This window comes from Peribacillus sp. NPDC058075, assembly GCF_042885195.1.
In the GTDB taxonomy this organism is placed as follows: domain Bacteria; phylum Bacillota; class Bacilli; order Bacillales; family DSM-1321; genus Peribacillus.
The window spans coordinates 398,939-423,720 of record NZ_JBHVSL010000001.1 but is presented as its reverse complement, the minus strand read 5'-3'; the positions used below and the strand labels follow the sequence as shown (position 1 = coordinate 423,720).

At 41.7% G+C, this 24,782-nt stretch carries 22 protein-coding genes and 1 pseudogene; 3 read left to right on the top strand and 20 right to left on the bottom strand.

From position 1 onward, the window contains the following. The first annotated feature begins 54 nt into the window (after window positions 1-54). Window positions 55-396: a DMT family transporter gene (locus ACFVS1_RS02165; RefSeq protein ID WP_063232562.1), complete on the top strand. Its 342-nt coding sequence runs from the start codon at window positions 55-57 to the stop codon at window positions 394-396. Further along, window positions 396-710 carry a DMT family transporter gene (locus tag ACFVS1_RS02160; RefSeq protein WP_387544953.1) on the top strand — a complete coding sequence of 105 codons (315 nt, stop codon included), beginning with the start codon at window positions 396-398 and terminating at the stop codon, window positions 708-710. Before ACFVS1_RS02165 ends, ACFVS1_RS02160 begins: the two co-directional genes overlap by 1 nt. A gap of 157 nt (window positions 711-867) precedes the next feature. On the opposite strand, the gene ACFVS1_RS02155 is transcribed toward ACFVS1_RS02160, so the two are convergent. From ACFVS1_RS02155 to pruA, 19 genes and pseudogenes are all read right to left on the bottom strand, one after another. Next, window positions 868-1,659 (bottom strand): DUF817 domain-containing protein, encoded by a 792-nt coding sequence (locus tag ACFVS1_RS02155; protein WP_387549179.1) that lies wholly within the window; start codon window positions 1,657-1,659, stop codon window positions 868-870. A 55-nt stretch (window positions 1,660-1,714) separates the two neighbouring features. Next, entirely contained in the window at window positions 1,715-1,936 is a 222-nt protein-coding gene (locus tag ACFVS1_RS02150) for a helix-turn-helix domain-containing protein (RefSeq protein ID WP_101223077.1), read from the bottom strand. 10 nt (window positions 1,937-1,946) lie between these two features. Beyond that, window positions 1,947-2,429, bottom strand: coding sequence for a DUF2975 domain-containing protein (locus tag ACFVS1_RS02145; protein WP_387544952.1), 483 nt, complete (start codon window positions 2,427-2,429; stop codon window positions 1,947-1,949). A 204-nt stretch (window positions 2,430-2,633) separates the two neighbouring features. Beyond that, window positions 2,634-5,843, bottom strand: coding sequence for a DEAD/DEAH box helicase (locus ACFVS1_RS02140; protein WP_387544950.1), 3,210 nt, complete (start codon window positions 5,841-5,843; stop codon window positions 2,634-2,636). A gap of 169 nt (window positions 5,844-6,012) precedes the next feature. Further along, entirely contained in the window at window positions 6,013-6,243 is a 231-nt protein-coding gene (locus tag ACFVS1_RS02135; protein ID WP_352925356.1) for a YczF family membrane protein, read from the bottom strand. Then, entirely contained in the window at window positions 6,240-7,379 is a 1,140-nt protein-coding gene (locus ACFVS1_RS02130; RefSeq protein WP_352925354.1) for a GerAB/ArcD/ProY family transporter, read from the bottom strand. Before ACFVS1_RS02130 ends, ACFVS1_RS02135 begins: the two co-directional genes overlap by 4 nt. Window positions 7,380-7,400: 21 nt before the next feature. Then, window positions 7,401-8,627 (bottom strand): Ger(x)C family spore germination protein, encoded by a 1,227-nt coding sequence (locus ACFVS1_RS02125; RefSeq protein ID WP_387544948.1) that lies wholly within the window; start codon window positions 8,625-8,627, stop codon window positions 7,401-7,403. Continuing rightward, window positions 8,617-10,254: a spore germination protein gene (locus tag ACFVS1_RS02120; RefSeq protein WP_352925350.1), complete on the bottom strand. Its 1,638-nt coding sequence runs from the start codon at window positions 10,252-10,254 to the stop codon at window positions 8,617-8,619. Before ACFVS1_RS02120 ends, ACFVS1_RS02125 begins: the two co-directional genes overlap by 11 nt. A 179-nt stretch (window positions 10,255-10,433) precedes the next feature. Then, a complete protein-coding gene (locus tag ACFVS1_RS02115) occupies window positions 10,434-11,045 on the bottom strand; it encodes a DedA family protein (RefSeq protein WP_241589117.1) in 612 nt (203 codons plus the stop codon). A 79-nt stretch (window positions 11,046-11,124) separates the two neighbouring features. Beyond that, window positions 11,125-11,775, bottom strand: a complete 651-nt coding sequence (locus ACFVS1_RS02110) for a phosphatase PAP2 family protein (protein WP_387544945.1) — start codon at window positions 11,773-11,775, stop codon at window positions 11,125-11,127. Between the two features lie 306 nt (window positions 11,776-12,081). Next, the gene (locus tag ACFVS1_RS02105; RefSeq protein ID WP_352925590.1) at window positions 12,082-13,320 is read right to left on the bottom strand and encodes a cytochrome P450; all 1,239 of its coding nucleotides are present in this window, start codon (window positions 13,318-13,320) and stop codon (window positions 12,082-12,084) included. A gap of 717 nt (window positions 13,321-14,037) precedes the next feature. Further along, window positions 14,038-14,217: a DUF4083 domain-containing protein gene (locus tag ACFVS1_RS02100; protein WP_352925347.1), complete on the bottom strand. Its 180-nt coding sequence runs from the start codon at window positions 14,215-14,217 to the stop codon at window positions 14,038-14,040. 125 nt (window positions 14,218-14,342) lie between these two features. Next, window positions 14,343-15,014 carry a DUF975 family protein gene (locus tag ACFVS1_RS02095; protein ID WP_352925345.1) on the bottom strand — a complete coding sequence of 224 codons (672 nt, stop codon included), beginning with the start codon at window positions 15,012-15,014 and terminating at the stop codon, window positions 14,343-14,345. Between the two features lie 324 nt (window positions 15,015-15,338). Beyond that, a pseudogene (locus ACFVS1_RS02090) lies at window positions 15,339-15,512 on the bottom strand (branched-chain amino acid transport system II carrier protein); the annotation flags it as partial. A 221-nt stretch (window positions 15,513-15,733) separates the two neighbouring features. Then, window positions 15,734-17,098, bottom strand: coding sequence for a sigma-54 interaction domain-containing protein (locus ACFVS1_RS02085; RefSeq protein WP_352925588.1), 1,365 nt, complete (start codon window positions 17,096-17,098; stop codon window positions 15,734-15,736). A gap of 255 nt (window positions 17,099-17,353) precedes the next feature. Then, entirely contained in the window at window positions 17,354-17,608 is a 255-nt protein-coding gene (locus ACFVS1_RS02080; RefSeq protein WP_076364404.1) for a biotin/lipoyl attachment domain-containing protein, read from the bottom strand. A 37-nt stretch (window positions 17,609-17,645) separates the two neighbouring features. Then, on the bottom strand, window positions 17,646-18,911 hold the full coding sequence (locus tag ACFVS1_RS02075) for a Glu/Leu/Phe/Val family dehydrogenase (protein WP_352925343.1): 1,266 nt from the start codon (window positions 18,909-18,911) through the stop codon (window positions 17,646-17,648). Window positions 18,912-18,933: 22 nt separating this feature from the next. After that, a complete protein-coding gene (locus ACFVS1_RS02070; protein WP_305161853.1) occupies window positions 18,934-20,127 on the bottom strand; it encodes an ornithine--oxo-acid transaminase in 1,194 nt (397 codons plus the stop codon). 18 nt (window positions 20,128-20,145) lie between these two features. Next, window positions 20,146-21,693 carry an L-glutamate gamma-semialdehyde dehydrogenase gene (gene pruA / locus ACFVS1_RS02065; protein ID WP_387544943.1) on the bottom strand — a complete coding sequence of 516 codons (1,548 nt, stop codon included), beginning with the start codon at window positions 21,691-21,693 and terminating at the stop codon, window positions 20,146-20,148. Window positions 21,694-22,091: 398 nt separating this feature from the next. Between pruA and ACFVS1_RS02060 the strand changes: the two genes are divergently transcribed. Continuing rightward, complete coding sequence (locus ACFVS1_RS02060) at window positions 22,092-23,489, top strand: sigma-54 interaction domain-containing protein (RefSeq protein WP_387549176.1); 1,398 nt, start codon at window positions 22,092-22,094, stop codon at window positions 23,487-23,489. A 596-nt stretch (window positions 23,490-24,085) separates the two neighbouring features. On the opposite strand, the gene ACFVS1_RS02055 is transcribed toward ACFVS1_RS02060, so the two are convergent. Then, complete coding sequence (locus ACFVS1_RS02055; RefSeq protein ID WP_387544942.1) at window positions 24,086-24,772, bottom strand: FMN-dependent NADH-azoreductase; 687 nt, start codon at window positions 24,770-24,772, stop codon at window positions 24,086-24,088. Window positions 24,773-24,782 lie beyond the last annotated feature (10 nt).

The following is a 24,782-nucleotide window of genomic DNA, read 5'->3' as shown; positions in this document are numbered from 1 at the left end:
CTTGGGCTTTTTTTGTTTTTTTAGTAAAGAATAAAATTGGAGGTGCGATTTTTCATGAGCACAAACTGGATTAAAGTATTCATTGCAGCTTTTTTTGAAGTATTTTGGGTGATTGGCTTAAAACATGCAGATGACTTTTGGACTTGGTCTGGAACGGTCATTTCGATCATCATCAGTTTTTACTTGATGATAATGGCTGGCAGGAAGCTTCCTGTTGGAACGGTATATGCCGTTTTTGTCGGTATGGGGACAGCCGGTACCGTTTTTTCCGAAATCATTTTCTTTGGGGAATCCTTCAAGCTGAGTAAAACACTATTAATCCTCCTCTTATTATCAGGGGTGATCGGTTTGAAGCTAGTGACTGATGATAAGGCTGAGAAAGGGGATGAATCATAATGGCTTGGGTCTCTTTAATCTTAGCGGGGCTATTTGAAATGTTTGGGGTTGCGATGATAAATAAATTGCACAAAGACCGTAATTGGCAATCCTTGCTGTTGTTATTCATCGGATTTGGAGCAAGTTTCCTTTTTCTTGCTTATGCCATGAAAACCTTGCCGATGGGGACGGCTTATGCTATTTGGACAGGGATCGGCGCATCAGGCGGAGCGATAATCGGGATGCTATTATATGGGGAATCCAAAGATTGGAGAAGGGTCGTTTTTATAGCCATGGTCCTAGGCGCAGCAGTGGGGTTAAAACTTGTTACATAGGAATGAGTGAAGGTGATTTTACTTTTGTCTGAAGAAATTCGGAATATAACTCCGCATTACCATTATATGATCAAGTATATAAAAGCATAGAGTAACAAAGACGACACAATTTAGATATCGATTGATGTGTCGTCTTTACTTATTTATTTTCATGTGTTTATAAAAAATGATTAGCATCCATCTTAGTGGAATCTTTCCCCTTAACCTGCTTTAGCGTCGCTACTATAAGAAAGCTAACAATCACTAATAAGAGCCATGAGCTTACCTTTCCTAGATGAACAAGGCTCCATGCATCGGTTTGGTTTGGATATTCCCATGCTCCAAAGAACGTTGCGATATTTTCGGCTATCCATATAAAAAATCCGATAAGCACAAAAGAAAGTGCGATTGGCATACGATACCGAGTTCCACCAACCTCGTATGTGACCCATGACCGCAAAAAGACGATGATGACAAGTCCAGATAACCACCAACGAACATCAATCCAATAATGGTGGATAAAAAAATTCAAATAAATCGCAGCTGCAAGAGATACAACGACCAAAAACGGCGGCCACTTGACCAGTTCAACCTTTAACCTCCTCCAAGCCTGGCAAAGATAACTCGCTACACTTGCGTACATGAATCCGCTATACAGAGGCACTCCAAAGATTTTAAATATCCCTGCCTCTGGATAAGTCCAGGAGCCCATATGTACCTTAAAAAGTTCAAGAGCAAGACCAATAAGGTGGAACAATGTGATAACCTTTAGTTCATCCCGTGTTTCAAGCCCGGAACGCACCATCCACCACTGCATCAGAAGGCAGATGATGAGCAGCCAGTCATACCGCGCCAGGAAGGGAAGCGGTATGAATTTTGTAATAGCCAAAGAGGCAAAAATAACGGCAGGAAACAAACATGACAGGGCCTGCTCCCAACCAAACCGAACGAGTTGTTTAAGTGCTCGCACGATTGGTGTCTCCATTTTTTTAATGGTTAAATTCATGTTTTACTCCCCTTTACCATTATCCTTGGGTGTCTTCATCATTACGGTATTCTAAAATATCTCCGGGCTGACATTCTAACGCCTTGCAAATCGCCTCTAAAGTCGATAATCGAATCGCTTTTGCCTTGCCGTTTTTCAATATGGAAAGGTTAGCCATCGTTATTCCAACCCTCTCAGAAAGTTCTGTAACACTCATTTTCCTTTTAGCCAGCATCACATCAATATTGATTATAATTGCCATGTTATTCACCTCAGACTATTAAGTCATTTTCTGATTTTATATCGATGGCCTCTTGCAAAAGCCTTTGAAGAACAGCAGCAAAGACTGCAATCACCATTGAAGCAAAAATGACGACCAATCCGATTACTATGATGCCTGGGGCGTCGTCCATCTCCGCCATAAGATAAAAGAGCGGCATTCCTACCACATACAAGCTGCTGATTGTGATTGCACAATTTTTTATAGTCTTTAAAGCTCTTACAGATAATTCCGAGAAAGCTTTATTGTTGTCAATATAGCTTAAAAGTTTAAAGGCTTGATATAGAGCAAAGTAAAAAGGTATCGCCGATGCATACAAATCGATTAAAACGAGATATTTCAAATAAGTCATATTCGGATATAATTCTGCTGCAAAATTCGCAATCTCAGGCACCACAAAGATGCACAAAGCAAGAACCGGCATTCCAATAAAAATAACGGCTATCTTCAAAAAGATCGTTGACACTTGTTTCATAAAAAGCACCTCATTTATTTTTTATCCATTTGAATTTAACACACACTTTATCGTTTTACAATAAAACATTGTTGTTTTTTATTATATTATTATTGTTACCTAAATATCCTTTTCTTTTTAAAAACAAAAGAAGCATTCCCCATTACAAAGGAATGCCCCATAACTGAACTATTCATTTCACTACTATTATCTTCAACTGACCCCTTATATCATCAGGATTTCCCTGATATCCTCTTCTGTAAGCGAAGACGACGACTGGTCTCCAGGGTCGATGATTTCTTCAATAAGGTGCCTCTTTTTCTCTTGAAGTTCATTCATTTTTTCTTCGATTGTGCCACGGGCAATAAGTTTGATGACTTGAACTGCATTCTTCTGTCCCATTCGATGGGCACGGTCCGCAGCTTGTTCTTCAACTGCCGGATTCCACCAAAGGTCATATAGAATGACTGTATCGGCACCCGTCAGGTTGAGACCCGTACCTCCCGCTTTCAATGAAATGAGGAAGAGATCCCGCTCTCCTGCATTAAATCGATTGCAGATTTCCACACGTTCCTTTGATGGGGTTTGTCCATCCAGGTAGAAAAAAGGTTGTCCCTTCATAGCCAAATCCCTGCCGATAATTTGAAGCATTTTTGTAAATTGCGAGAAAACCAGCACCCTTCTTCCAGAAAGCTTCGATTCCTCGACAATTTGCATCAGTTGCTCATATTTTGCTGAACTGCCTTTATATCCGTCCACAAACAAGGCGGGGTGACAGCATATTTGCCGAAGCCGGGTCAAGCCAGCGAGGATCCTGATCCGATTTTTCCGGAGGGTGTCCTTATCCAGGTGTTTCAGCGTATCATGCCGCAGCTTCGCCAGATAGGCGCCGTACAGTTTCTTCTGATCAGGAAGCAGTTCCATCGATTCCAGCGACTCGATTTTTTTCGGAAGTTCACCTAGCACGTCCTCTTTCATTCTCCGCAGCAAAAATGGGCGGATCCTTCGGGAAATCTGCTTCCTTGAGAGATTGCTATACTCCTTTAACCCCATGAATAGTTCAGGGAATACGACATGGAAAAGGGACCAGAGCTCTTCTAGGGAATTCTCGATAGGCGTACCGGTCAATGCGAAGCGATGTGCCGCTTTTATCTTCTTGGCCGCTCGTGCCGTTTGTGTCACTGGGTTCTTAAAGGCCTGTGCCTCATCGAAAAACACCGTATGGAAGTCCTGTTTTTCCAACGACGCGATGTCTTTCCGGAGCAATGGATAAGAGGTGATCACTACATCCGCATCCTTCGCTTCCTTAAGCAGCTTCGTCCTTTCCGTCTTGTCGCCATCAACGACGACGGCTTGTATGTCAGGAGCGAATTTGGTGAATTCGTTCAGCCAATTGTAGGTCAATGATGATGGGCAGACAATAAGTGCCGGAACCCTTTTCTCACGGATGTCAGGCAGCTCGGATAAAATGAACGCGATGCTTTGCAGTGTTTTTCCCAGTCCCATATCATCAGCAAGAATTCCGCCAAAACCGTATTGGGCAAGTATTTTCATCCATTTATAACCGTTTTTTTGATAGTCGCGCAAGATTGGGACTAGACTATTTGGCACCGTGAACTCCAAGGAGCCCGGATTCACGATGTTATCCAAAAACTGACGGAATGACTCCTCCATTGTGAATGTCTGGCTGTCATTCACGGAATCAAGGAGCTGAAGCCCTTTTACGATTGGCATGTTCAGCGTGCTCTCCAGGTCTTCATCCTGTACAGGCAGTGCATTCAGAAAACGATTGATTTCCTCGTATTCCCTTGTTTCAAGGGAAAGCAGCGATCCATTCCTTAAACGATAGTACTTCCTCTTTTCTTCAAGCGCTGTTAAGACCTCACGAATTTGTTTATCTGGGATATCATCCATTTCAAATTTGAATTCGAGCCAATTCGTACGTTCTTTTTTGATATTCACCCTAATGCGCGGTGCAGCATTTCCACGGGAAATTCTGTTTCTTACTGCAGTCGTGGCAAAGATTTGTACCAGCTTTTGGAGTTTCGGAACGATGTGGTACAAAAACTCATACTCCAACTCTTCATTATGCAAGAAATAGCCGCCGTCCGTCTTGGCTAACTGGCTATCCTCCATCAGCTTTAGTATCTCCGCCTCCTTCTCAACATCCCTTATAGCCTTGGATTCCTGCTTTTCCAAAGGGTTGATCACGATATTTTCATAATGGAACTCCAGCCCCGCTAGCAGCCTGTTTTTTACTCGATCCAAGTATAGCTTTGCAACAAGCGGTGTCTTCAAAAATAATTCAGTGATGGATCTTGCTATATGGACTTCACCGAGTCTTTTCAAACCTGGTACCACTTTGTCCAGGAATAGTTTCAGCTGGTCATCGTGGATTGGAATTTGATTCATTCCCGAATTCTCCATCATTTGTTTTAACTCAGAAAGGCGCTGGCAATCCTCATTTTCGAGCTGAACCAATTTCCCTTTAAATAGAACCAGTTGGTATGCATTCATGATAATCATCTCATGCAATCCATTAATTTTCAGTTGATACCCTTTGACCGTGCTTTCGGAAAAGTCAAACTGTAAAGGAAGCGGTCCGTTTAATAAATGAAAACGATTGAATCTATCATCCCCATTGGAAAGCTTCACCAATGGCGCTGCTTCAAGGAGAGGTACAAGCCTTTGGAAAGAAGATGGAGGCAAAAGTAATAAGTGATTGTCCAATGTATATTCAGATTTATCCGTCAGGGCGTCAACAAAGACTTTTTCATCCGATATGACTGTGATGAGCTCCTGAAGCACGGAATCATTTTCATTCTGAAAACAATGCAATACCGGGTCATATATAAATGAATGGGACACTTCGGCAGGTTTTCCGTCTTTAACGCGCTTCAGAAAATCCCGGACATCCCACACATTGAAAGAACCGATTTTCATTTTCAGTCCTAACATATATTGTTCCGTTCCCAACCATACTGGTTTGCACGTAAACTCTACTTCAAGCACCGTTCTTTTTTCAAAGTGGCGTTGATGACCGCTTTTGCGGACAGGCTGATTATCGAAAAGTGTCAGCAAGCCCTCTGACAACTTCTTATTGGCTGAAGGATCAGAACCGATTGAATGCAGGCCCTCAGGGATTGTTCCACCTTGCTGATGGTCGTATACCGACAGCAGGACGGCTGCAATATGCTGACAATCCCGCTGGAAGGAAGCTAGCGTAGGACAGCTGCATTTTGTCTGAAAACCGCCAACGGCATCCGCCTCGATCGTGACATGGAAGTCTTCCTTGCCTTTAACCGTTGCTTCGCAACCATCATGACGGTAGCTTTCAAATTTCACTTTATCGGCACGCTGAAAAGCTTCCCCTCTTTTGAAGGAGACGGCCCCGCACATGTCTTTTATGATTTTTTGATTCAACTTGATATCCAAATTGCCGTCCTCCTCCCGGGGGTTTTTTGTTGAGTGATTTTACATTACGCTAAAAATTAAGCTCATTTAATCATCATACTATGAAATGCGTTTACAGGGATGGTAAAAAACAAAAAGACAAACTCCCAAGTCGGAGTTCATCTCTATTTCAGCAAGGGGAATTGCACCATCATTGTTGTCCTTTCGTGTTGCCTTTCTTCTTTTTTCGATAAAAGAAGCTGAATACAAGGAATACAAGAAGAATGAAAAAAAGAATAAGTTCAGCGGGGTCCTTCACCAAAAATGGGTTAAAGACATGCTTGATTGAATTATCCAAATCAAATCCCAATAGAATATCCATACCTAAAGATATGACCACTAAAGAGATCAGAAGCAAAAGCGTAATACCGAAGAACTTCATTTTTGATCAACTCCGCCTTGGAACTTATTTTGGTGCTGGCCTTTCCTTTTTTTCCGATTCTTAAAAAAGGCAATGATCAAGAGAAGCAACGGGATGATCACCTGAAATGGCAGATGGATGTAATTTGGTACGACATCTAGCCCTTCATAGATATGTTCCGTATAGCTGCTTGCCATAATAATCGAAATCAATAAAATGACCATGCCAACAGGGTATGCAAGTCTGGAGGGCTGTTTAACATTGAAAACATTCGCCGTACCCGTTACCGCTACATAAGTTAATACACTTACCTTGATGAACCCGCCAATCAACAACAAAAACAAGAAGTACACATCGAGACGTTCAAGAAAGCCAGCGACCTCTATGGACTGAATGAGGGTAAGAAGAGGGTATTGCGAACGTGTTGTAAGGTCCACACCAAGTACAGCAATATTCACAGCCATTATTATCGCGAGAAAAATACCGCTTGTCGCCAAGCCCCCTATCCCAATTTTTTTCAGTCGCTGAGGTTCGTTCAAATAAGGAAAAATCATTAAAAACACTATGATCTCGCCAAATGGAAAAAATACGGTTTTAGTGAAACCCATTTTCATCATCTCTGTCCCGCTGATTTCAAAAACGGGTTTTAAGTTGTTTAAATGGATCATGCCTGAAGCAATAATCAGAAACATGAAGGTCATTAAAAGTAAATTCTCCAAGACAAAGAATAGTTCCCCCGTCCTCGCCAATACTTCTATCCCTTTACGGACCGTATACACCACGACTAAAATGAATACAGCGTTCGCAACAAATAACGGAATATGAGGATAGGCAAAAGTAAGCAGTGTATCTCCGAAATCCCTCAGACACCTTGCAGCAAGATAGATCAAATAAAGGATGTATAGAAAAGCTACGATCCTGCCTAGAAAATTTCCCAATATATGTTTTACAAACTCTGTTAACAGCTGCTCAGGGTAGTATTGAAAAAGGCCATAATAAACGAAAAATAATAAAATTCCCCCTATCATCGCAATAAGGATCACTAGCCAAGCAGCCTGCTTGGCTTCACCTGCAAGCGGAACCAAAAGTGCACTGCCCATTTCAAATAGGAAAATAAGGACGAACAGCTGATAACCGCTGATTTTTGCCTTTTCCATGAGAATGCCACTTCCTTTCCATTATTGATCTTTCTTTTTTATATTTGAATGATATGGCTTATTACGTAATCCGGTACGGCGAATGAAAGTTTCTACCTGCATATCAACTTCCAGTTTAGGAAAAGTATCGTCGTCCCAGTTTTCCTCCAACTTCTTCCACTCTTTCGGATGGGATTCGTGCATGAGCTCCCCAAAACCAAAAATATCGGATTTATTTTTTTGTGCCCGAACGATCGCATCTTCCATCTCCTTCTTCAATTCTTTCGCTAACTTCTTTTCCATATCTATCAGAACATGCATATCGGTTAGATTCAAAGGAACATTCACCTCCCGGATATCTCCCTCTGCACGGACCTTTATCGATATTTTCGGTTTGCCGTTTACCAATTTGGCCCCAACGTTGGTTTTTTGGCGAATGACCGAATAGGTGATTGCGTCTTTTTTCCCCTCCCAATCAAGGTTTAGATGGGTATTTTCGATCCTATCCATTACCCACATTGATCCTATTGCCTTATCGCCATCCAGCCAGTCAATCAATTTGCCATTTTTAAAAACACCTATCCCTGCTGCATTAGGGTTTGCCTCAATATCCGAGGACATGGTATTCTCCATTTTATCCTCTTTACCTGTGTTTCCTCTCACGGTAAAACCGCTTACTATCGGTTCTTTTCCAGTACTAAGCAGATTCTTGATCACCTCTTGGAGATTGATGCTAATACTTTTCCCTTGGGTCTTTTCAGTGGTTTCAATCGTCCTAATGACTTTTTCAGCAGATACCTTATCGATTGCAGTTAACGTTTCGACAATATCCCTTGCTTTTACACCCCGGGCAATCGCAATCCTCGTAGTTGCCCTGAATTCCGGTGAGCGCTCAAATGCATCGAAAATATCGTTGAGGCCCTCTTCTTTTGCTAGTTCCTCACCGATGACAACCAGGTTGGCATGGGCAAAATACATATCTCGGGAGATTTTCGTTGAAGCGATACTATCCAGTTCAAGCACATTATTTCCAGTGGCCCTATAAATGGATATCGGTGGATTTGTTCCGCCGCCTCCCTGAAGAGCCCCCGCTACATTGCCTGGATTAATGATTTGGAACGTTCCCACTAACTTTCCCTCTTTATTTCTATCGAGTCCGACCGCCGAGACGATGGCCATTTCGTTTAACTCTGTTTTATCCCAGCAGCCTGTGGTGAATAGGGTGGCAATCAACATCATCAAGAGCGGAACTAATCTTTTACGTTTCATTGCCTTCACCTTTTTTCTCGTCAGAAGTTTTCATTCCACGCGATTCAGGAGGCAGGGGTCTTTGATTGTCGCCTTCCCTTATCAGATTATTTTCGTTGGTTAAAAATTTTGGCCTTTCCTTGAATGCCCACATAGGTCTTCTGAAGAATGTGTCGCCCAGCCCTTCAGGATTCAGAGGAGCGAGCGGTGTCATATAAGGAACTCCAAGTGAACGCAGGCTGCATAAATGGACGATGAGAATGAAAAAGGCTAAAATCATCCCATAAAAACCCAAAGTGCCGGCACAAATGATGAATCCGAACCGCACAATGCGGGCTGAAATCGCTATGGAATAAGAAGGGGTTGCAAAACTGGCAATCGCCGTGATCGAGACGATGATGACCATTGCCGGCGATACGATACCAGCCTGGACGGCCGCTTGCCCGATGACCAATGCTCCGACAATGGACATCGTCGAACCAACGGCCTTTGGCATCCGAAGACTTGCTTCCCGTAATATTTCAAAGGTCATTTCCATAAGAATCGCTTCAACGACGGCAGGCAAAGGAACTGTTTCCCTTTGGGCCGCTACGATGATCAGCAACTTCGTTGGAATCATTTCTTGATGAAAAGTCGTAGCTGCAACATAGACAGCCGGCCCGACTATCGAGATGATGAAAACGATGATCCGTAAAAAACGTGTGGCAGAAGCAATGTCAAAGCGATTATAGTAGTCTTCGACAGATTGAAAAAACTGAACGAATATTGCCGGGGCCACCAAGACAAAAGGCGTTCCATTAACGAATATCGCCACTCTTCCTTCCAGAAGATTTCCTGCGACCATATCCGGTCTTTCTGTATGGTTAAGGGTTGGGAATGGGGTCATGACCTGGTCTTCTATCAATTGTTCAATATATCCTGATTCAAGAATGCTATCGATGTTAATTCGATTTAAGCGCTTCTTGACCTCCTCGACAATCCCTTCCTTAACAATTCCATTTATATACATGATGGAAACGTCCGTTTTGGTCACCGTACCTATTTTCATCGACTCTATCCATAAATCCGGGGTATTGATGATCCGGCGTAACATGGCGATGTTCGTTCCATTTGATTCCGTAAACCCTTCTCTCGATCCCCGGACAGTCAAATGCGTGCTTGGTTCCTGAATCGAACGCCGCTCTCCCCCTTTTGTACTGGCAACCAGGGCGATGTTTACTCCATCAACAAAAATGATGCTGTCCCCTGATAATAATGTCAAAAATAGCTTTTCCCAGTCCGTGACCCTTTCTACCCCACCGAGAGAAACCACGTCCTCAGAGATAATTTCCAATGCTTCCAGTGGAAGTATGTTTTCTGACAGTTGGGGATTTTTCATGATTGATTCAATTAAAAAGTCCGTAACGCTAGGACTATCTATCAGACCCTGCACATACAAAATAGTTGTTTTTATCTCCGGGTTTTGCCCGATTTTCAACGTTCGGAAAATGATGTCGGGACTTTTACCCGTCTTTTTCTTCACGTTTTCCAGATTGGCAGAAAGGGAACTTTCAATATAAATTGGCGTTTTGCTTTTGGATTGATTTTCATCTTCCTTTTTCTTTTCACGTTGCTTTACTTGTCTCTTTTGTTTGAAAAAAGAAGCCATATACCGAACCTCATTCCTTTTTCGTTTCACTCATTTTGCCCAAAGCATTCCCCCTTTATTCTGGGTTCAGCCTACTTCCTTCCATAAGAAAAAGGCTGTCGCAATGACAGCCTTTGGCGGTTATTTTCCGTTATATAATGAAGTGCCGAATATAACGGCCCCATCAACTAAACTCTAAATTATACTTTGCCCTTATTCCTTCTTAAAATCAAAACAACGAAAATAATCAATAACAAAGCCAATATCGCATAAACGATGTTTGAATAAATGTCCATATATCCTACTATATCTTCCCAGGAAGACCCAACAGCTGCCCCGATATTCACTAAGATGATGTTCCAAATTAATGTTCCGGATGTTGTGTAAAGCAGAAAGAGCCAAAAGCTCATATGGGACATGCCTGCAGGAATTGAGATCAAGCTTCTGATCAACGGAACCAGTCTGCAGAAAAACACGGTCCATGCCCCGTATTTGTCAAACCATGAATTCGCCTTATGGACGTCCGATACCGTTAACCGAAGAATATGGCCCCATCGTTCCACGAACTTTTCAATGACCTTAACATCAAGAAGTAAACCAATTCCATAAAGGACGACTGCCCCTGCCACTGACCCTATAGTCGCAGCAATCACGACGCCGATAATCGTCATATCCGCTTTTGTTGTCATGTAGCCGCCAAATGTAAGAATGACCTCTGACGGGATCGGCGGGAAAATATTTTCCAATGCTATTAATAGAAAGATTCCTATATACCCAAAATCATTCATGAATTCCGTAATCCAGTTTTCCATTTAATACGCTCCTAACTTTCTTGAATCAACAGCTGGTTACCCGCCGGCCGCTTATCTTGCATTAATCTTACTCCCTTTATTAACGATCTTTGTTCTTCCGGCGGTCTTGATACCTTTGGAAAAACCAAATGGCAATCGTGATCCAACAACCACCCGCCAAATATCCGGCAATGATATCACTAGGATAATGGACTCCCAAGTAGATTCGGCTAATACCTATCGAGAGAATCATCATCATACTGATCAGAATCAATAGAATTCTTGCCCACCTAGCCGTAATGTGACGCCAAAGCAAAAATGTAAGAATACCGTATAAAGAAAAAGCATTCATGGCATGTCCACTAGGAAAACTGTATCCGCCTATATCGATGAGTCGATGTAAATCGGGTCGGGCGCGTTGAAACAATAGCTTAACCATTAAATTAAGAAGAGGTGAACCAATCATGACTGCAGTGAATAAGACCAGTTCCAAACGATGCTTCAAAACCCTATATAAGAAAAACAAGATGATCAAGGAAAGGATGATAATGGAACCGGTTGAACCTATGTAGGTAAAGAACTTCATGATGTCCGTGAGAAGTGGAGACTCCCACCCCTGAACCAAGGAAATCACATCTTTATCAAATTTCAGGTATTCATTTGCACTTATGGTAAATGCCATGAAACTGAATCCGATTAAAAAAAGTACACTTATTATAAAGGCAATGGTTAATTGCTGCTTTAATTTCATAATAACACCCTTTCACTTATTTAAACTGTTTCATATGGAAATTTCTATTTTATCATATCTTCTTCATTGCATGGTGAGTGTAATCGCCTGCAACCGAATTCAGGAATTTACCTGGGCACAAAATTTCCTACTTTATCATACTACTTCATTCGTCATTGTCACCTCAACTTCAGGTTACTATAAGATTTCCTGAGGACTTCATGAACATCCATTCGAATTAACAGGTGCCATTCAAATATATGCAATGCGTCCCACTAAAAAGAAAAAAACCTTATGCAGGTTAGTGCACAAGGTTTTTTTCTTTTTTTATACTGTACGGAATGCCTTAAGCGGTAGTGATGTCAATGTTTGCCCTGTCGCTGAATCGGTAAGATTCTCTTCTAACTGGAAGGATGGCACCGCTTCAATATGCTTGAATTTCTTCAGGAAGGCAGTAAGTGCAATCTTTGCCTCCAGCCTGGCTAGCGGCGCTCCCAGGCAGAAATGGGGACCATTTCCGAAGGTAAGGTGTTTCTTATTGTTAGGGCGGTGGATATTAAGGGTGAAGGCGTCTTCAAACATCTCTTCGTCCAAATTAGCTGCGCTCATCCAAACAACCACGTTATTGCCTTCTTTCAATTCTACTCCCAATAGATCGTTATCTTCCTTTACGGTGCGATCCAATTTAATAAGATTGAATCGGAAACGGAGCATTTCCTCTACCGCCTGCGGAACCAAATCCAGGTTTTCATGTAACTCTTGATAAACTTCCTTGTCATCATATAGCAGGGAATAAAAGCTATTGGCCAGTAAATGACTTGTTGTCTCGACCCCCGCTCCTAAAATCAGCATGGTCGTCCGGACAACCTCATCATCCGTAAACATTTCCCCATCCACTTCCGACTTCAATAGATCTGAAATGATATCATCTGCCGGGTTTAATCGTTTTTGCACAACAATCGGATACAAATACTGATAGTATTCTTTTGCTGCCACTTGCTTCAATTCATTTACTTCTTCTTGTTTTTCTTTATCAAAGGGAAGGAATAAGATATCCACCCATTTCTTAAACAATAAACGATCTTTCGAGGGAACGCCCATCAAATCCGACATGACAATGATCGGAAGCGGACTCGCCAATGATTGCACAATATCGATTTCCGTTTCCTCATCCATTTGTCCGATCAACTCATCTGTAATTTCCTGAATGCGAGGTTCCCAGTTTTGAAGACTTCTAGGTGTGAATGCCGCGGCCAGCAGTGAACGGCGTTTTCTATGGTCAGGTGGATCCGCTTCAGTGATTTTGATTTTATCAGGCACAGAGCCTTCATCACTATCCGTTCCAACCGATATGGTAGTCCGTTTCCCTACACTTGAAAAATGTTTATAATCACTGAGAACCCGCTTCACATCTTCATATTTAAAAACATTCCACGTATCCGTTCCTTCGTGATAACTCACCGGGTCATTTTCTAACATCCGTTTACACCAAGCGTACGGACTAAATTCCTCCGTCCGTGTTTTAAACCTAGTAATTTCTTTTACTGCAATAACTTCTTTCATGATACCGACTCCTCCCACTTCTAAAAAAGTTACCTAACAAAAGGATCGAATGTTCAGCATTCCCATCCCAGTCATTTGTTATAGGGTCGAGCATACCTGATAGACTTTTTTCACCAAATCCTTAAATACACATCTATTCCATTATAGGGTAATATCCTGCAACAAACCATGCATCTTCCATACCAGCAGCCTTACATGAAATTTGCCCCACTATCCCAACAACCCTATGTAAAACTGCTTATTTTTTACAATTCACTTTCTTTTTCTATTTTTTTATGTCTCTCAATTGATACTTAAAATCCAATCCTCTTTTACAAATTCGGTCAAAGTCATTTCCACCAATTTATTTCAGTATAATTTTTTACGTAGATTTCCACTCCAAGCTCTCGCTTTCCGCGGGCGGTCCGGGAGCCTCCTCGGCGCTCTTTTCCCGCAGGAGTCTCGAACCCGCTCCAATCAGAGGGAATGATAACCATGATTTAAAATTAGATTAAGTGATACTCCATGATTTTTTTACTCTTTTATAAGATGAAAACTTTACTAGATTGAAGAAATTTGCGACACTCCTGCCTAAAAACTGGCTAGCCGAGACTCCACAGCTGTGAGGAGGCTTGGCAGGCAGTCGGCGGAAAGGGAGCGGATTTCTGAAATCAAGCTGGAATTTTTAAAAGAAAAAAAACTGCAGGCAAACTCGCTTTTCTTCGAGTTTGTCTGCAGCCGTCAATTTTTGCCCCTTTTAATCAGTTCATGCAAATCATCCATTTTCTTTTCCATAATATCCAGTCTGGTTTTACGTTGCTTGATTGAACGGAAAAGGGATACGGTCCCCACGATGATCAGGATTAGAAATACAAGGCAAAACAATTGGTATATCAGATCCGCAATATCATACCCACTCACTATGTAATCCCCCTAAATGGCATTCTCAATATTCTATTATACACCAGGAAAAATGATCAATTTAACCTTTTTAAGGGGAATCGGAAATAAAAAAAACCGATAGCCAGTTGCTATCGGTTGATCTTTTATACCTCTATTTGTTGATCGTCATCTTGAGGCACTATTAATTCATTATAAAATGCAGCCATTGTTGTTCCTGCATAAGGAATCAACCATAATAAACCAATTCCCAGCGTGAACATGCAAAGGATGCCCCATCCGATGAAGCTTAGGTGCATAAGGAAATACTTCCATTTTAAGCCATTCATCCTTTTTCTGCTTTCTGTAATGCTTTCAAGGACCGTGTATTCAGGATGATCCTTCAATAAGAAAAACACCTGCGAATAGGCGATGCCTTTAATGATACCCGGAATGATTAATAATAATGACCATAAAAAAATGAAAATACCTTGTAAGATGGATGCCCAAATAAGCTTGAAAGAGGTTTTTCCTTCTTTATAGATAGCAAATACTTCTGGAATATCAGGATTTCCTTCCCTAACCAAATTCAGGTAGAACCAAGTGGTCGAAATGGTTAGCGGGATTAGGGCAATGGAAAAGACGAGGCTGAAGATATCAGACCATATCGGTGTTTCTTCCTGCATGAGCCATTGTGAAAACCCTCCGCTTCCGATCACTTCGACAATTAAAGGCAAAATGATGTTGATCAAGAACAGAAGCAACATCAGCGATACAGTTACTCCCCATTTACCTCCCAACGACTGAAGGGCGTTCTTTTTTAATTCTGAGATTCTCATACTCTTATTTAACTCCCCTTTTTTAAACAGCGGAATTCTGAATATTCACCATTTTATTGTAAAATCTGGTTGAATTAAGAAAAACCACTATTTTTTTGATGTTAAATCTCAAGTTGTATTTTAACATAATAATTCTATCCGTGAGCTTAATTTCCTAGAAAGCACACACGGATAAAGAAAAGCGGTTGAATCGTTTTCGAGCAACCATGAACAACTCCTTTCTGGCTCTTGATCTATTGGCTTGTTTGCTCATAACATTTTATGAAAGGGGATATGGCAATATGCCCTTCCAAATGAAAAATACCTTCGCGAGACCCTACCATGTTAAGGCGTACGGTCTGCGATCGGCCTTGTCAGTTCTTCAAATTTCCCTTTTGAATTCAGGACCGCCGCAACTCCCAGAATAGGGAGTACCATTCCCGTAAGAATGAAGCACGCTAGAACCGAAAGCCAATCCGACCCTGATGCAAGTCCGATCGACGGAGGAAAAATCAGATTGCCAGCCCCAAAAACTCACGTACTATCTTGTTATTATTCATCCATTCTCCTCTATTTTTTTATCACTCAATGAAACCAGCCATTAATACACCTATAGCTTATATAAGCAAATGTCGTGCCAATTACACAAGGCAAAAAAGAGTCACGATTCTATTAAGCTTATAGAATCGTGACCCTTTGATTATCAAAATCCAATTTTCCCTCTAGCGTAAAAAATTTTTTTACCGCAATTTATGTTTTTCGATTTTATATTTCAATAATTGTTTGGAGATACCAAGCTGCCTGGCAGATTCCGTAATTTTCCCATTCGTATTTCTCAATTGACGCACAATAATCTCTTTTTCATATTGCTGAACCGCATCTTTCAAGGAATTCACATTAAAACTGTTGTTATCAGCCATTGAAGCTCCCGTATACTCTCTGATTCTCCCAGGAATATCATCAAGGGTGATTCTACTGGACTGGACATGATTATATGCCGTCTCGACCGCATTTTTCAATTCCCTGATATTCCCTGGCCATGGATATCTTTTGAAACACTCCAGCACATCATCTTGAATACCATCAATATATATATTCATCGTATTGTTGTAAAAATTCAGATAATGTTCAACAAGGACTTCTATATCCTCTTTTCTTTCCATCAAGCTTGGCAAGTCAATTTGCACGACACCAATTCTATAGAATAAATCTTCCCGCAACCGCTTCTCCGCCAGTAAAATATCCGGTACCTCATTCGTTGCGGAAATCACCCTGATGTCCAAGCGGATATTTTTCTTCCCGCCCAGTCTCCTGATCGTTTTCTCTTCAATCGCCTTCAGAAGCTTCACCTGAAGATTCATATCCAGGGAATTGATTTCATCCAGAAATAAAGTTCCGCCTTCCGCCTGTTCGAATAGCCCCGGCATGTCTTCCGACCCGGTGAAGCTCCCCTTATTCGTACCAAACAAAGTGCTTTCCCATAAACTAGCAGGGACCGCACTGCAGTTAAGTGAAATGAAGGGCTTTCCAAATCGATCGCTTAAATTATGGATCGCCTGGGCGATAAGTTCTTTACCTGTGCCCGTTTCCCCAACGATCAAAACATTTGAGGTCGTTAGCGCAATTCTTCCAAGTTTATCTTTAATGCTTTCCATTTTAGGGTTAACCGTGATAATATCATCGACCGTATAAACGGTATTATTTCTCCTGAAGATTTTATGGCTCGAATATTTGTCCAAATATTGGATGGCATCTTTGGAAAAGAAACGCTTAGAGAATTCTACAGCTCCAATTATTTTACCGTTTTCGGCTATCGGAAATGTGGAATTGATCGTTTCGATGACCTCTCCCGTTTTGGTGATCATTTCTTGTTTTATATTACATAACGGTTTTCCCGTCCTTAACACATTCATCAGCGTACTATTTTCGTTCGTGATGTTTTTATAAAAGGAAGTGACACACTTCCCCATGAATTCTTCCGGCCTTATTCCAAGCTCTTTAAGGACATTTAAATCTGCCATATCATAAAAAATGATAATGCCTTTATCATCTACGACCAATACATTATCAAAATCGGATAATCTCCTGAATATATCCACATTCATATTCACCCTTCCAGCCCCCTCTCAATTTTACATACAAAACGTGACAATCCCCGCAGATCGGTCCATCCACTTTGTGGCTTCTTGGTTTGGAACTGCTTGATGCATTGTCCAATCATTCTAAAAATTTTACCATGAAACAGGGCGTTTTTTCTTTTCAAACTTTTTCCTAACTTTGTCATCACCATATTCACAACAAAAAAAGAGCATCCCAAAGCAGAAATCGCTTCCGCCTTTGGGACACCCTCTTGCCTATAATCAATCAGAGCCAGTTATAACAAAATCGTCTTGGAGCAAAGCTAAAGGAAGCTTTCTATTTATAGGATCCCCTGCCGAAACATTAATTTCAGTAATGTGACCACTGGCACCTATTGAAACATCAATCAATTTCCCATCCTCCGTTTTCACTAAAAAGAGCCTCTCCCATTCATAAACATAGGAATTCTTTTGAACGTAAACTTGTTCGACGGTCCCATCCTGAGCACACTCGATGGTATGAATCGGTTTTAACACGGAATCACTCCTCCACTCTCCATTATTTGACTAAAGCTTATACCCAGCCACGGAATATCGAGGCTTCTGCCATTTTTCTGACACCCACCATATACGCTGCCAGCCTCATATCCACTTTTCTTGTTTCTGACATTTCATATACTTGATTAAATGAATGGACCAATAACTCTTTTAATTTGGTTTGGACTTCTGCATCTTCCCAATAATAACCTTGATTATTTTGAACCCATTCAAAGTAAGAAACTGTCACACCGCCAGAACTTGCCAATACATCAGGTACGAGAAGCACATTGCGTTCCGTCAAGATCTTGGTTGCCTCCAAAGTGGTAGGTCCATTTGCTGCCTCCACGACAATTTGGGCTTTGATAAGATGTGCATTTTCTTTGGTGATTTGATTGGAAATGGCAGCAGGCACTAAAATATCACAATCTTGTTCCAGAAGTTCCTGATTGGTGATTGTATGATCGAATAGTGTCGTTACCGTTCCAAAGCTATCCCTTTTATCAAGTAAGTAATCGATATCCAGACCATCCGGTTTATAGATGGCACCATATGCGTCCGATATGCCAATCACTTTCGCACCAGCATCATGCATGAATTTGGCCAAAAAGCTTCCTGCGTTCCCAAACCCTTGGACGATGATGCGTGCACCTTTCAATTCTATGCCCTTACGCTTTGCCGCTTCCTCGATACAGATGGTGACACCTTGTGCGGTCGCCTTTTCCCTACCGTGTGAACCGCCCAGTACCAGCGGCTTGCCTGTAATGAAACCAGGAGAATCGTGTTCTCTTATTCTACTGTATTCGTCCATCATCCATGCCATGATTTGTGAATTCGTATAAACATCCGGGGCCGGAATATCTTTAGTCGGCCCCACTATTTGGCTGATTGCCCGAACGTATCCACGGCTAAGCCTTTCCAATTCACCGATGGACATTTGGCGTGGATCACAGATGATGCCGCCTTTTCCTCCGCCATATGGCAGATTCACGATTCCGCATTTCAAACTCATCCACATTGAAAGTGCCTTGACTTCTTCCTCATCGACTTCGGGATGAAAACGGATTCCGCCTTTCGTCGGACCGACAGCATCGTTGTGCTGGGCACGGTATCCAGTGAAAATCTTCGTTGTATTGTCATCCATCTTGATTGGAATCCGGACGGTCAGCATCCGAAGAGGTTCCTTCAAAAGCTCGAACACCTCTTCAGAATAGCCAAGCTTATCAAGCGCCTCCTTGATTACGACCTGTGTTGAATCAAGCAAGCTGGCAGTTTCTTTTTCTTCTTTGACAGTTGTACTCAATGGAATTCACCTCATAGGTATATTAGGATAAAACTCTTTTAATGCGTTCGATTGCCCAATCCAAGTCTTCTTTAGTAATCACCAATGGCGGAGCAAAACGGATAACTGTATCATGCGTTTCTTTACATAGCAATTTCTCTTCTTTAAGCTGCTCACAATAAGGTCTTGCTGCTTCTGTTAATTCGACTCCGATGAACAAGCCCCTGCCGCGGATATCTTTAATCATTGGATTCTTGATTTCTTTTAAACTATCCATAAAGTATTGTCCAAGCTCCAATGAACGTTCTGCAAGCTTCTCTTCTTCAAGGACTTCCAATGAAGCGATGGAAACCGCACATGCCAACGGATTGCCGCCGAATGTAGAACCATGTGAACCAGGATTGAATACGCCAAGGATTTCACGGTTTGCAGCTACGCAAGAAATCGGGAAAACCCCGCCGCCCAGCGCCTTACCTAAAATGTACATATCCGGAACTACTCCATCCCAGTCAGAGGCGAACATTTTTCCTGAACGTCCAAGTCCTGACTGAATTTCATCAGAAACGAATAGGACATTATTTTCTTTACATAAATCGTAAGCTTCTTTTAAGAAACCTTGTGGCGGTATGATGATTCCCGCTTCACCTTGAATCGGTTCGATTAAAAATCCAGCCGTTTGCGGTGTAATCGCTTCTTTCAATGCATCAAGGTCTCCGTAAGGGATAAGCTTGATCCCTGGCAGCATCGGTCCAAAGCCCCTTCTATATTCATCATCGGATGACAAGGAAACTGCTGCCATCGTCCGGCCATGGAAGTTCCCGATACAAGCAATGATTTCAGCTTGGTTTTCTGCGATTCCCTTAACATCATAACCCCAGCGTCTAACAGCTTTGATTGCTGTTTCAACGGCTTCAGCACCCGTATTCATAGGCAGTGCCATGTCTTTTTGCGTAATGCGTGAAACCATTTCATACCATGGCCCTAATTTATCACTATGGAATGCACGGGACGTCAATGTTACACGATCTGCTTGTTTTTTTAATTCGTCGATGATTTTCGGATGCCTGTGGCCTTGGTTCACTGCTGAATAGGCACTAAGCATATCCATATATTTGTTGCCTTCAGGATCTTCCACCCAAACTCCTTCTGCTTTCGAAATGACGATTGGAAGTGGATTATAATTGTTTGCACCGTATTGTTCTGTTTGCTCGATTAATTTTTCCGTTAATGTTGTCATGTTGATTCCCCCTAAGATTTATAGCGTTTCAGATGTTGTTTTTCCTTGAAGATGAAGAACTAAATAATCAGGACCGCCCGCTTTTGAATCTGTACCTGACATATTGAATCCGCCAAATGGCTGGTATCCTACAATGGCACCAGTACAGCCGCGATTGAAGTACAAGTTACCGACGTGGAAATCCTCACGCGCTTGTTCGATATGTTCAATGTTGTTCGAGATGACCGCACCCGTTAATCCATAATCCGTGTTATTGGCAATCTCGATTGCATGATTGAAATCTTTTGCCTTACAGAATGCAACCACCGGGCCAAAAATCTCTTCTTTCATGACACGTGCGTTCTCATCCACATCGGCAATGATAGTTGGCTGGATGAAGAAACCTTTTGAATTGTCTCCTTCTCCCCCTGTAACGATTTTTCCTTCTTCTTTACCGATTTCAACGTAGCTCATGACTTTGTCGTAAGCTGCTTGATCGATGACAGGACCCATGAAGTTGTTTAGATCTGTTGGTTCCCCGACTGTTTTTTCTTTTGTTAATTCAATGGCACGATTCAAGACTTGGTCATATACATCTTCCACTATGACGGCACGTGAACAAGCGGAACATTTTTGACCGGAGAATCCGAATGCAGAAGCGACGATTGATTGTGCCGCCAATTCCAGATCAGCCTCTTTATCAACTACGATCGTATCTTTACCGCCCATTTCAGCGATGACACGTTTTAACCAGATTTGGCCTTCATGAACTTTTGACGCACGCTCATAAATACGGATTCCAACATCACGAGATCCGGTAAAGCTGATGAAACGTGTACGAGGATGATCTACCAAATAATCGCCAACCTCGGCACCGCTTCCTGGAATGAAGTTCACAACTCCTGCAGGCATGCCCGCTTCTTCCAGCACTTCGATGAATTTAGCTGCAATGACCGGTGTTGTACTGGCCGGTTTTAATAAGACCGTATTACCTGAAACAAGAGCTGCCGTCGTCATGCCTGCCATGATCGCAAACGGGAAGTTCCAAGGTGAGATGATGACACCGACACCAAGCGGAATATAATTGAAAGCATTGTGCTCAATCGGACGGCTTTCCACTGGCATGCCGTCTTTTAACTTCAGCATTTGACGTGCATAGTACTCCATGAAGTCGATTGCTTCCGCTGTATCTGCATCCGCTTCATTCCAAGGCTTTCCTGCCTCTTTCACCAATAGAGCCGAGAAATAATGTTTTCTTCTCCGTACGATGGCTGCAGCCCTGAATAAAATATTCGCACGCACTTCCGCTTTCGTTTTTCTCCAAGTTTGGAAGGTCTTATCTGCCGCTTGCATCGCTTGCTCAGCAAGATCCTTATTCGCTTTGGATACAATTCCAATAATTTCTTCTTTATTTGCTGGGTTTACAGAGGTAATGACTTCATCAGTAAACACTTTTTCACCATTAATGATCAGCGGATATTTTTTCCCTAAATCATTAGCTACATCATTCAATGCCGCTTGAAAAGCTTTATTGTTTTCTTCCATTTTAAAATTAGTAAATGGTTCGTGTTTATATGTTTGGACCATTATAGCTCATCTCCCTAAAATTTTATGTTTTTACTTCTCCCTTAATTAACAAGCAAGTTCCGTGCCAACTTTTCATTTTTTAGAAAAATTAATGATTTTTTTTTAAAAATGCAATGAAATTCAGCACTTTTGGGGCAAAATTGACATAGTATGCCATTATTTTTTGCTCTAATCCCTATTTTTGTCGCTTAAACCTTACACTTTTTATTAATGCAAAATTCATGCCAACTAGAAAAACCATAAAAAACAGCGTTTTCGTACTTTTTCCGCAAAATATTTTTGCACTTCCATGCAAAATAATCTTGCTGTGCAAATTTTATTTGCGCCTTTGCTTCAATTCCTCTACAATAGCTCTAAGAAAAGAAGAAAAACGGGAGGCATTCATGCATTTAGATCAAATCATTAAAATAGAAGGTTTCCAAACCATCCTCCATTCACTAGTGGACGTAATCGATATCGGGTTACATATAATCGATATAAAAGGGCGGACCATTATATATAACAAGAAAATGGCTGAAATAGAAGGCATGGATTCAGAAGAGGTATTAGGGAAGAAGATTCACGAAATCTTTAAATTCAAGGAAGAAACGGAGAGTACATTAATAAGGGCACTTCATTCGGGTAAGACCACCGAGAACTCGAAGCAGACCTACTTCAATAATCTTGGACAGGAAATTACAACAATCAATAATACGTTTCCGATTTTGGATCAGAATCAAAATATCATCGGAGCCATTGAAGTGGCAAAAGATATAACGAATCTTGAAAGAATCATTAAAGATAATATCTTGAATAAAGGCGACACGAAATATACGTTTGACAGCATCATCGGAACGAGTGAGAATTTCTTGGAAGTCATTGAAAAAAGCAAGCGTTCGACCAGGACGGCATCCTCCATCCTCATCGTCGGGGAGACGGGAACGGGAAAAGAACTCTTTGCCCAAAGCATCCATAACGGCAGCAGCCGCTCGACACATCCATTCATCAGCCAAAACTGTGCTGCCCTGCCAGATAGCCTTATTGAAGGAATTCTTTTTGGTACGAAGAAAGGGGCCTTCACCGGATCGATTGAAAGGCCAGGTTTATTCGAACAGGCACAAGGCGGGACCATCCTTCTTGATGAAATCAATTCCTTAAATCCGAATATGCAGGCGAAATTATTAAGGGCCCTTCAAGAAAGGACGATTCGCCGTGTTGGAGATACAAAGGATAAGAAAATTGACGTACGGGTCATTGCAACGATAAATGAAGATCCGATAGATGCCATTGCAAATGATCATTTACGTAAGGATTTATACTACCGATTAAGCGTCGTATCGTTATTCATCCCGCCTCTTCGTGAACGGAAAGAGGATATTCCCTTGCTGGCGCAATCCTTCATTGAGAAATTCAATGCGTTGTTCGAATTGAATATTGAAGGGATCAGCGAAGAGGTCTACTCACTTTTTTATGATTACGACTGGCCCGGGAACGTAAGGGAACTTGAACATATCATTGAGGGGGCCATGAATTTAATGGAACCTGGCGATACAAAGATTGCCATTACCCATCTTCCGACTTTATTTAGGAAGAAAGCCCATTTGGAAGACATCCATCCCGAAAGCAAAGAAAATCATGCAATTGGAGATTTACAGGAGTCGACCTTATCTCTTGATGATTATATCGCCCATACTGAAAAGCAATACTTGGAGAAGATTTTAAAGGAACATGGGATGAATATCTCCAAAGCAGCCAAGGCCCTGAATATTAGCCGCCAAAGTCTTCAATACCGCTTGAAAAAGTATCAGGTCAAATAAAACAAAGAAGGCCCCCATTACATGGAGGGCCTTGTAGTTTATAGGGAGAAAGGGAGCGGGTTTAGTGCGTATACCCTAAAACAAATGCCCAAATTCCGAATAGTGAGATGAAGGTTGAAAAATTCGTGAACGGTTGAATTAAGTTACGTATAGGTCGAATAAATGCACCAACGGTCGAATTTAGCGCCGTGTAGGTCGAATTAAATGTCATGTAGGTCGAATAAATGCACCAACGGTCGAATTAAATGCTGTGTAGGTCGAATTAATACACCAACGGTCGAATTAAATGCTGTGTAGGTCGAATTAATACACCAACGGTCGAATTAAATGCCGTGTAAGTCGAATTAATGCATCAACGGTCGAATTTAGCGCCGTGTAAGTCGAATTAATGCATCAACGGTCGAATTTAGCGCCGTGTAGGTCGAATTAATGCACCAACGGTCGAATTTAGCGCCGTGTAGGTCGAATTAATGCATCAACGGTCGAATCATGCCGTGCAGATCAAGGCAAACTCACTTTCTACGAACTTGTCTACAGTCTGAAGGCCCCCATTGATAATGAGGGCCTTTTTTGCTTCTATTCATTTCACTTCGCAATCAGAATGTTTCAGCAGCTTTTACAACGTTTTCCAAACCATCCGCGATGATTTTTTGTGTCCGATCCGGATACTGATTATGTCCTTCAATGACCACGACATCCGGATTGTTAATTCCCCATAGGCCAATGATATTTTTCACTAAATTCACAGCCATTTCAGCAGAAGCCATTCCTTCTAATGCATAATCAGAACCGCGGGCATTCAATAGCATGACTTTTTTATCACCAGCATACCCGACAGGACCTTCTGCCGTATAATTGAACATTTTACCTGCTTGTGCCAAATAGGAAAGATATGTGATAAGCGGCGCAGGAACCGTTGAGTTCCATAGAGGGAAAGCGAATACCACTTTATCCATCGCCATGAATTGATTTAAATATTGGTCAACCAGTTCGGCCGCCTTTTCCTCTTCGGTTGTCAGTTCAAGACCTTGGCTACGTTTATATAAACCGGTAATTGCCGTATTTCCATAGTAAGGAAGTTCTTCTTTAAATAAATCCAGCTCAGTCACTTCATCTGTACGGTGTGTCTCTATATATGCTTTTAAGAATGTGTCATACATTTTCGAGCTGATTGCCTGATCTGCTGGACGATCATTCACTTTTACGAATAAAACTTTTGTCATTTTTCCATTCTCCCCTGCCGCGGTTTCTTTATTTCTAAATAATCTACTTAAGAATCCCATTATCCTCTCA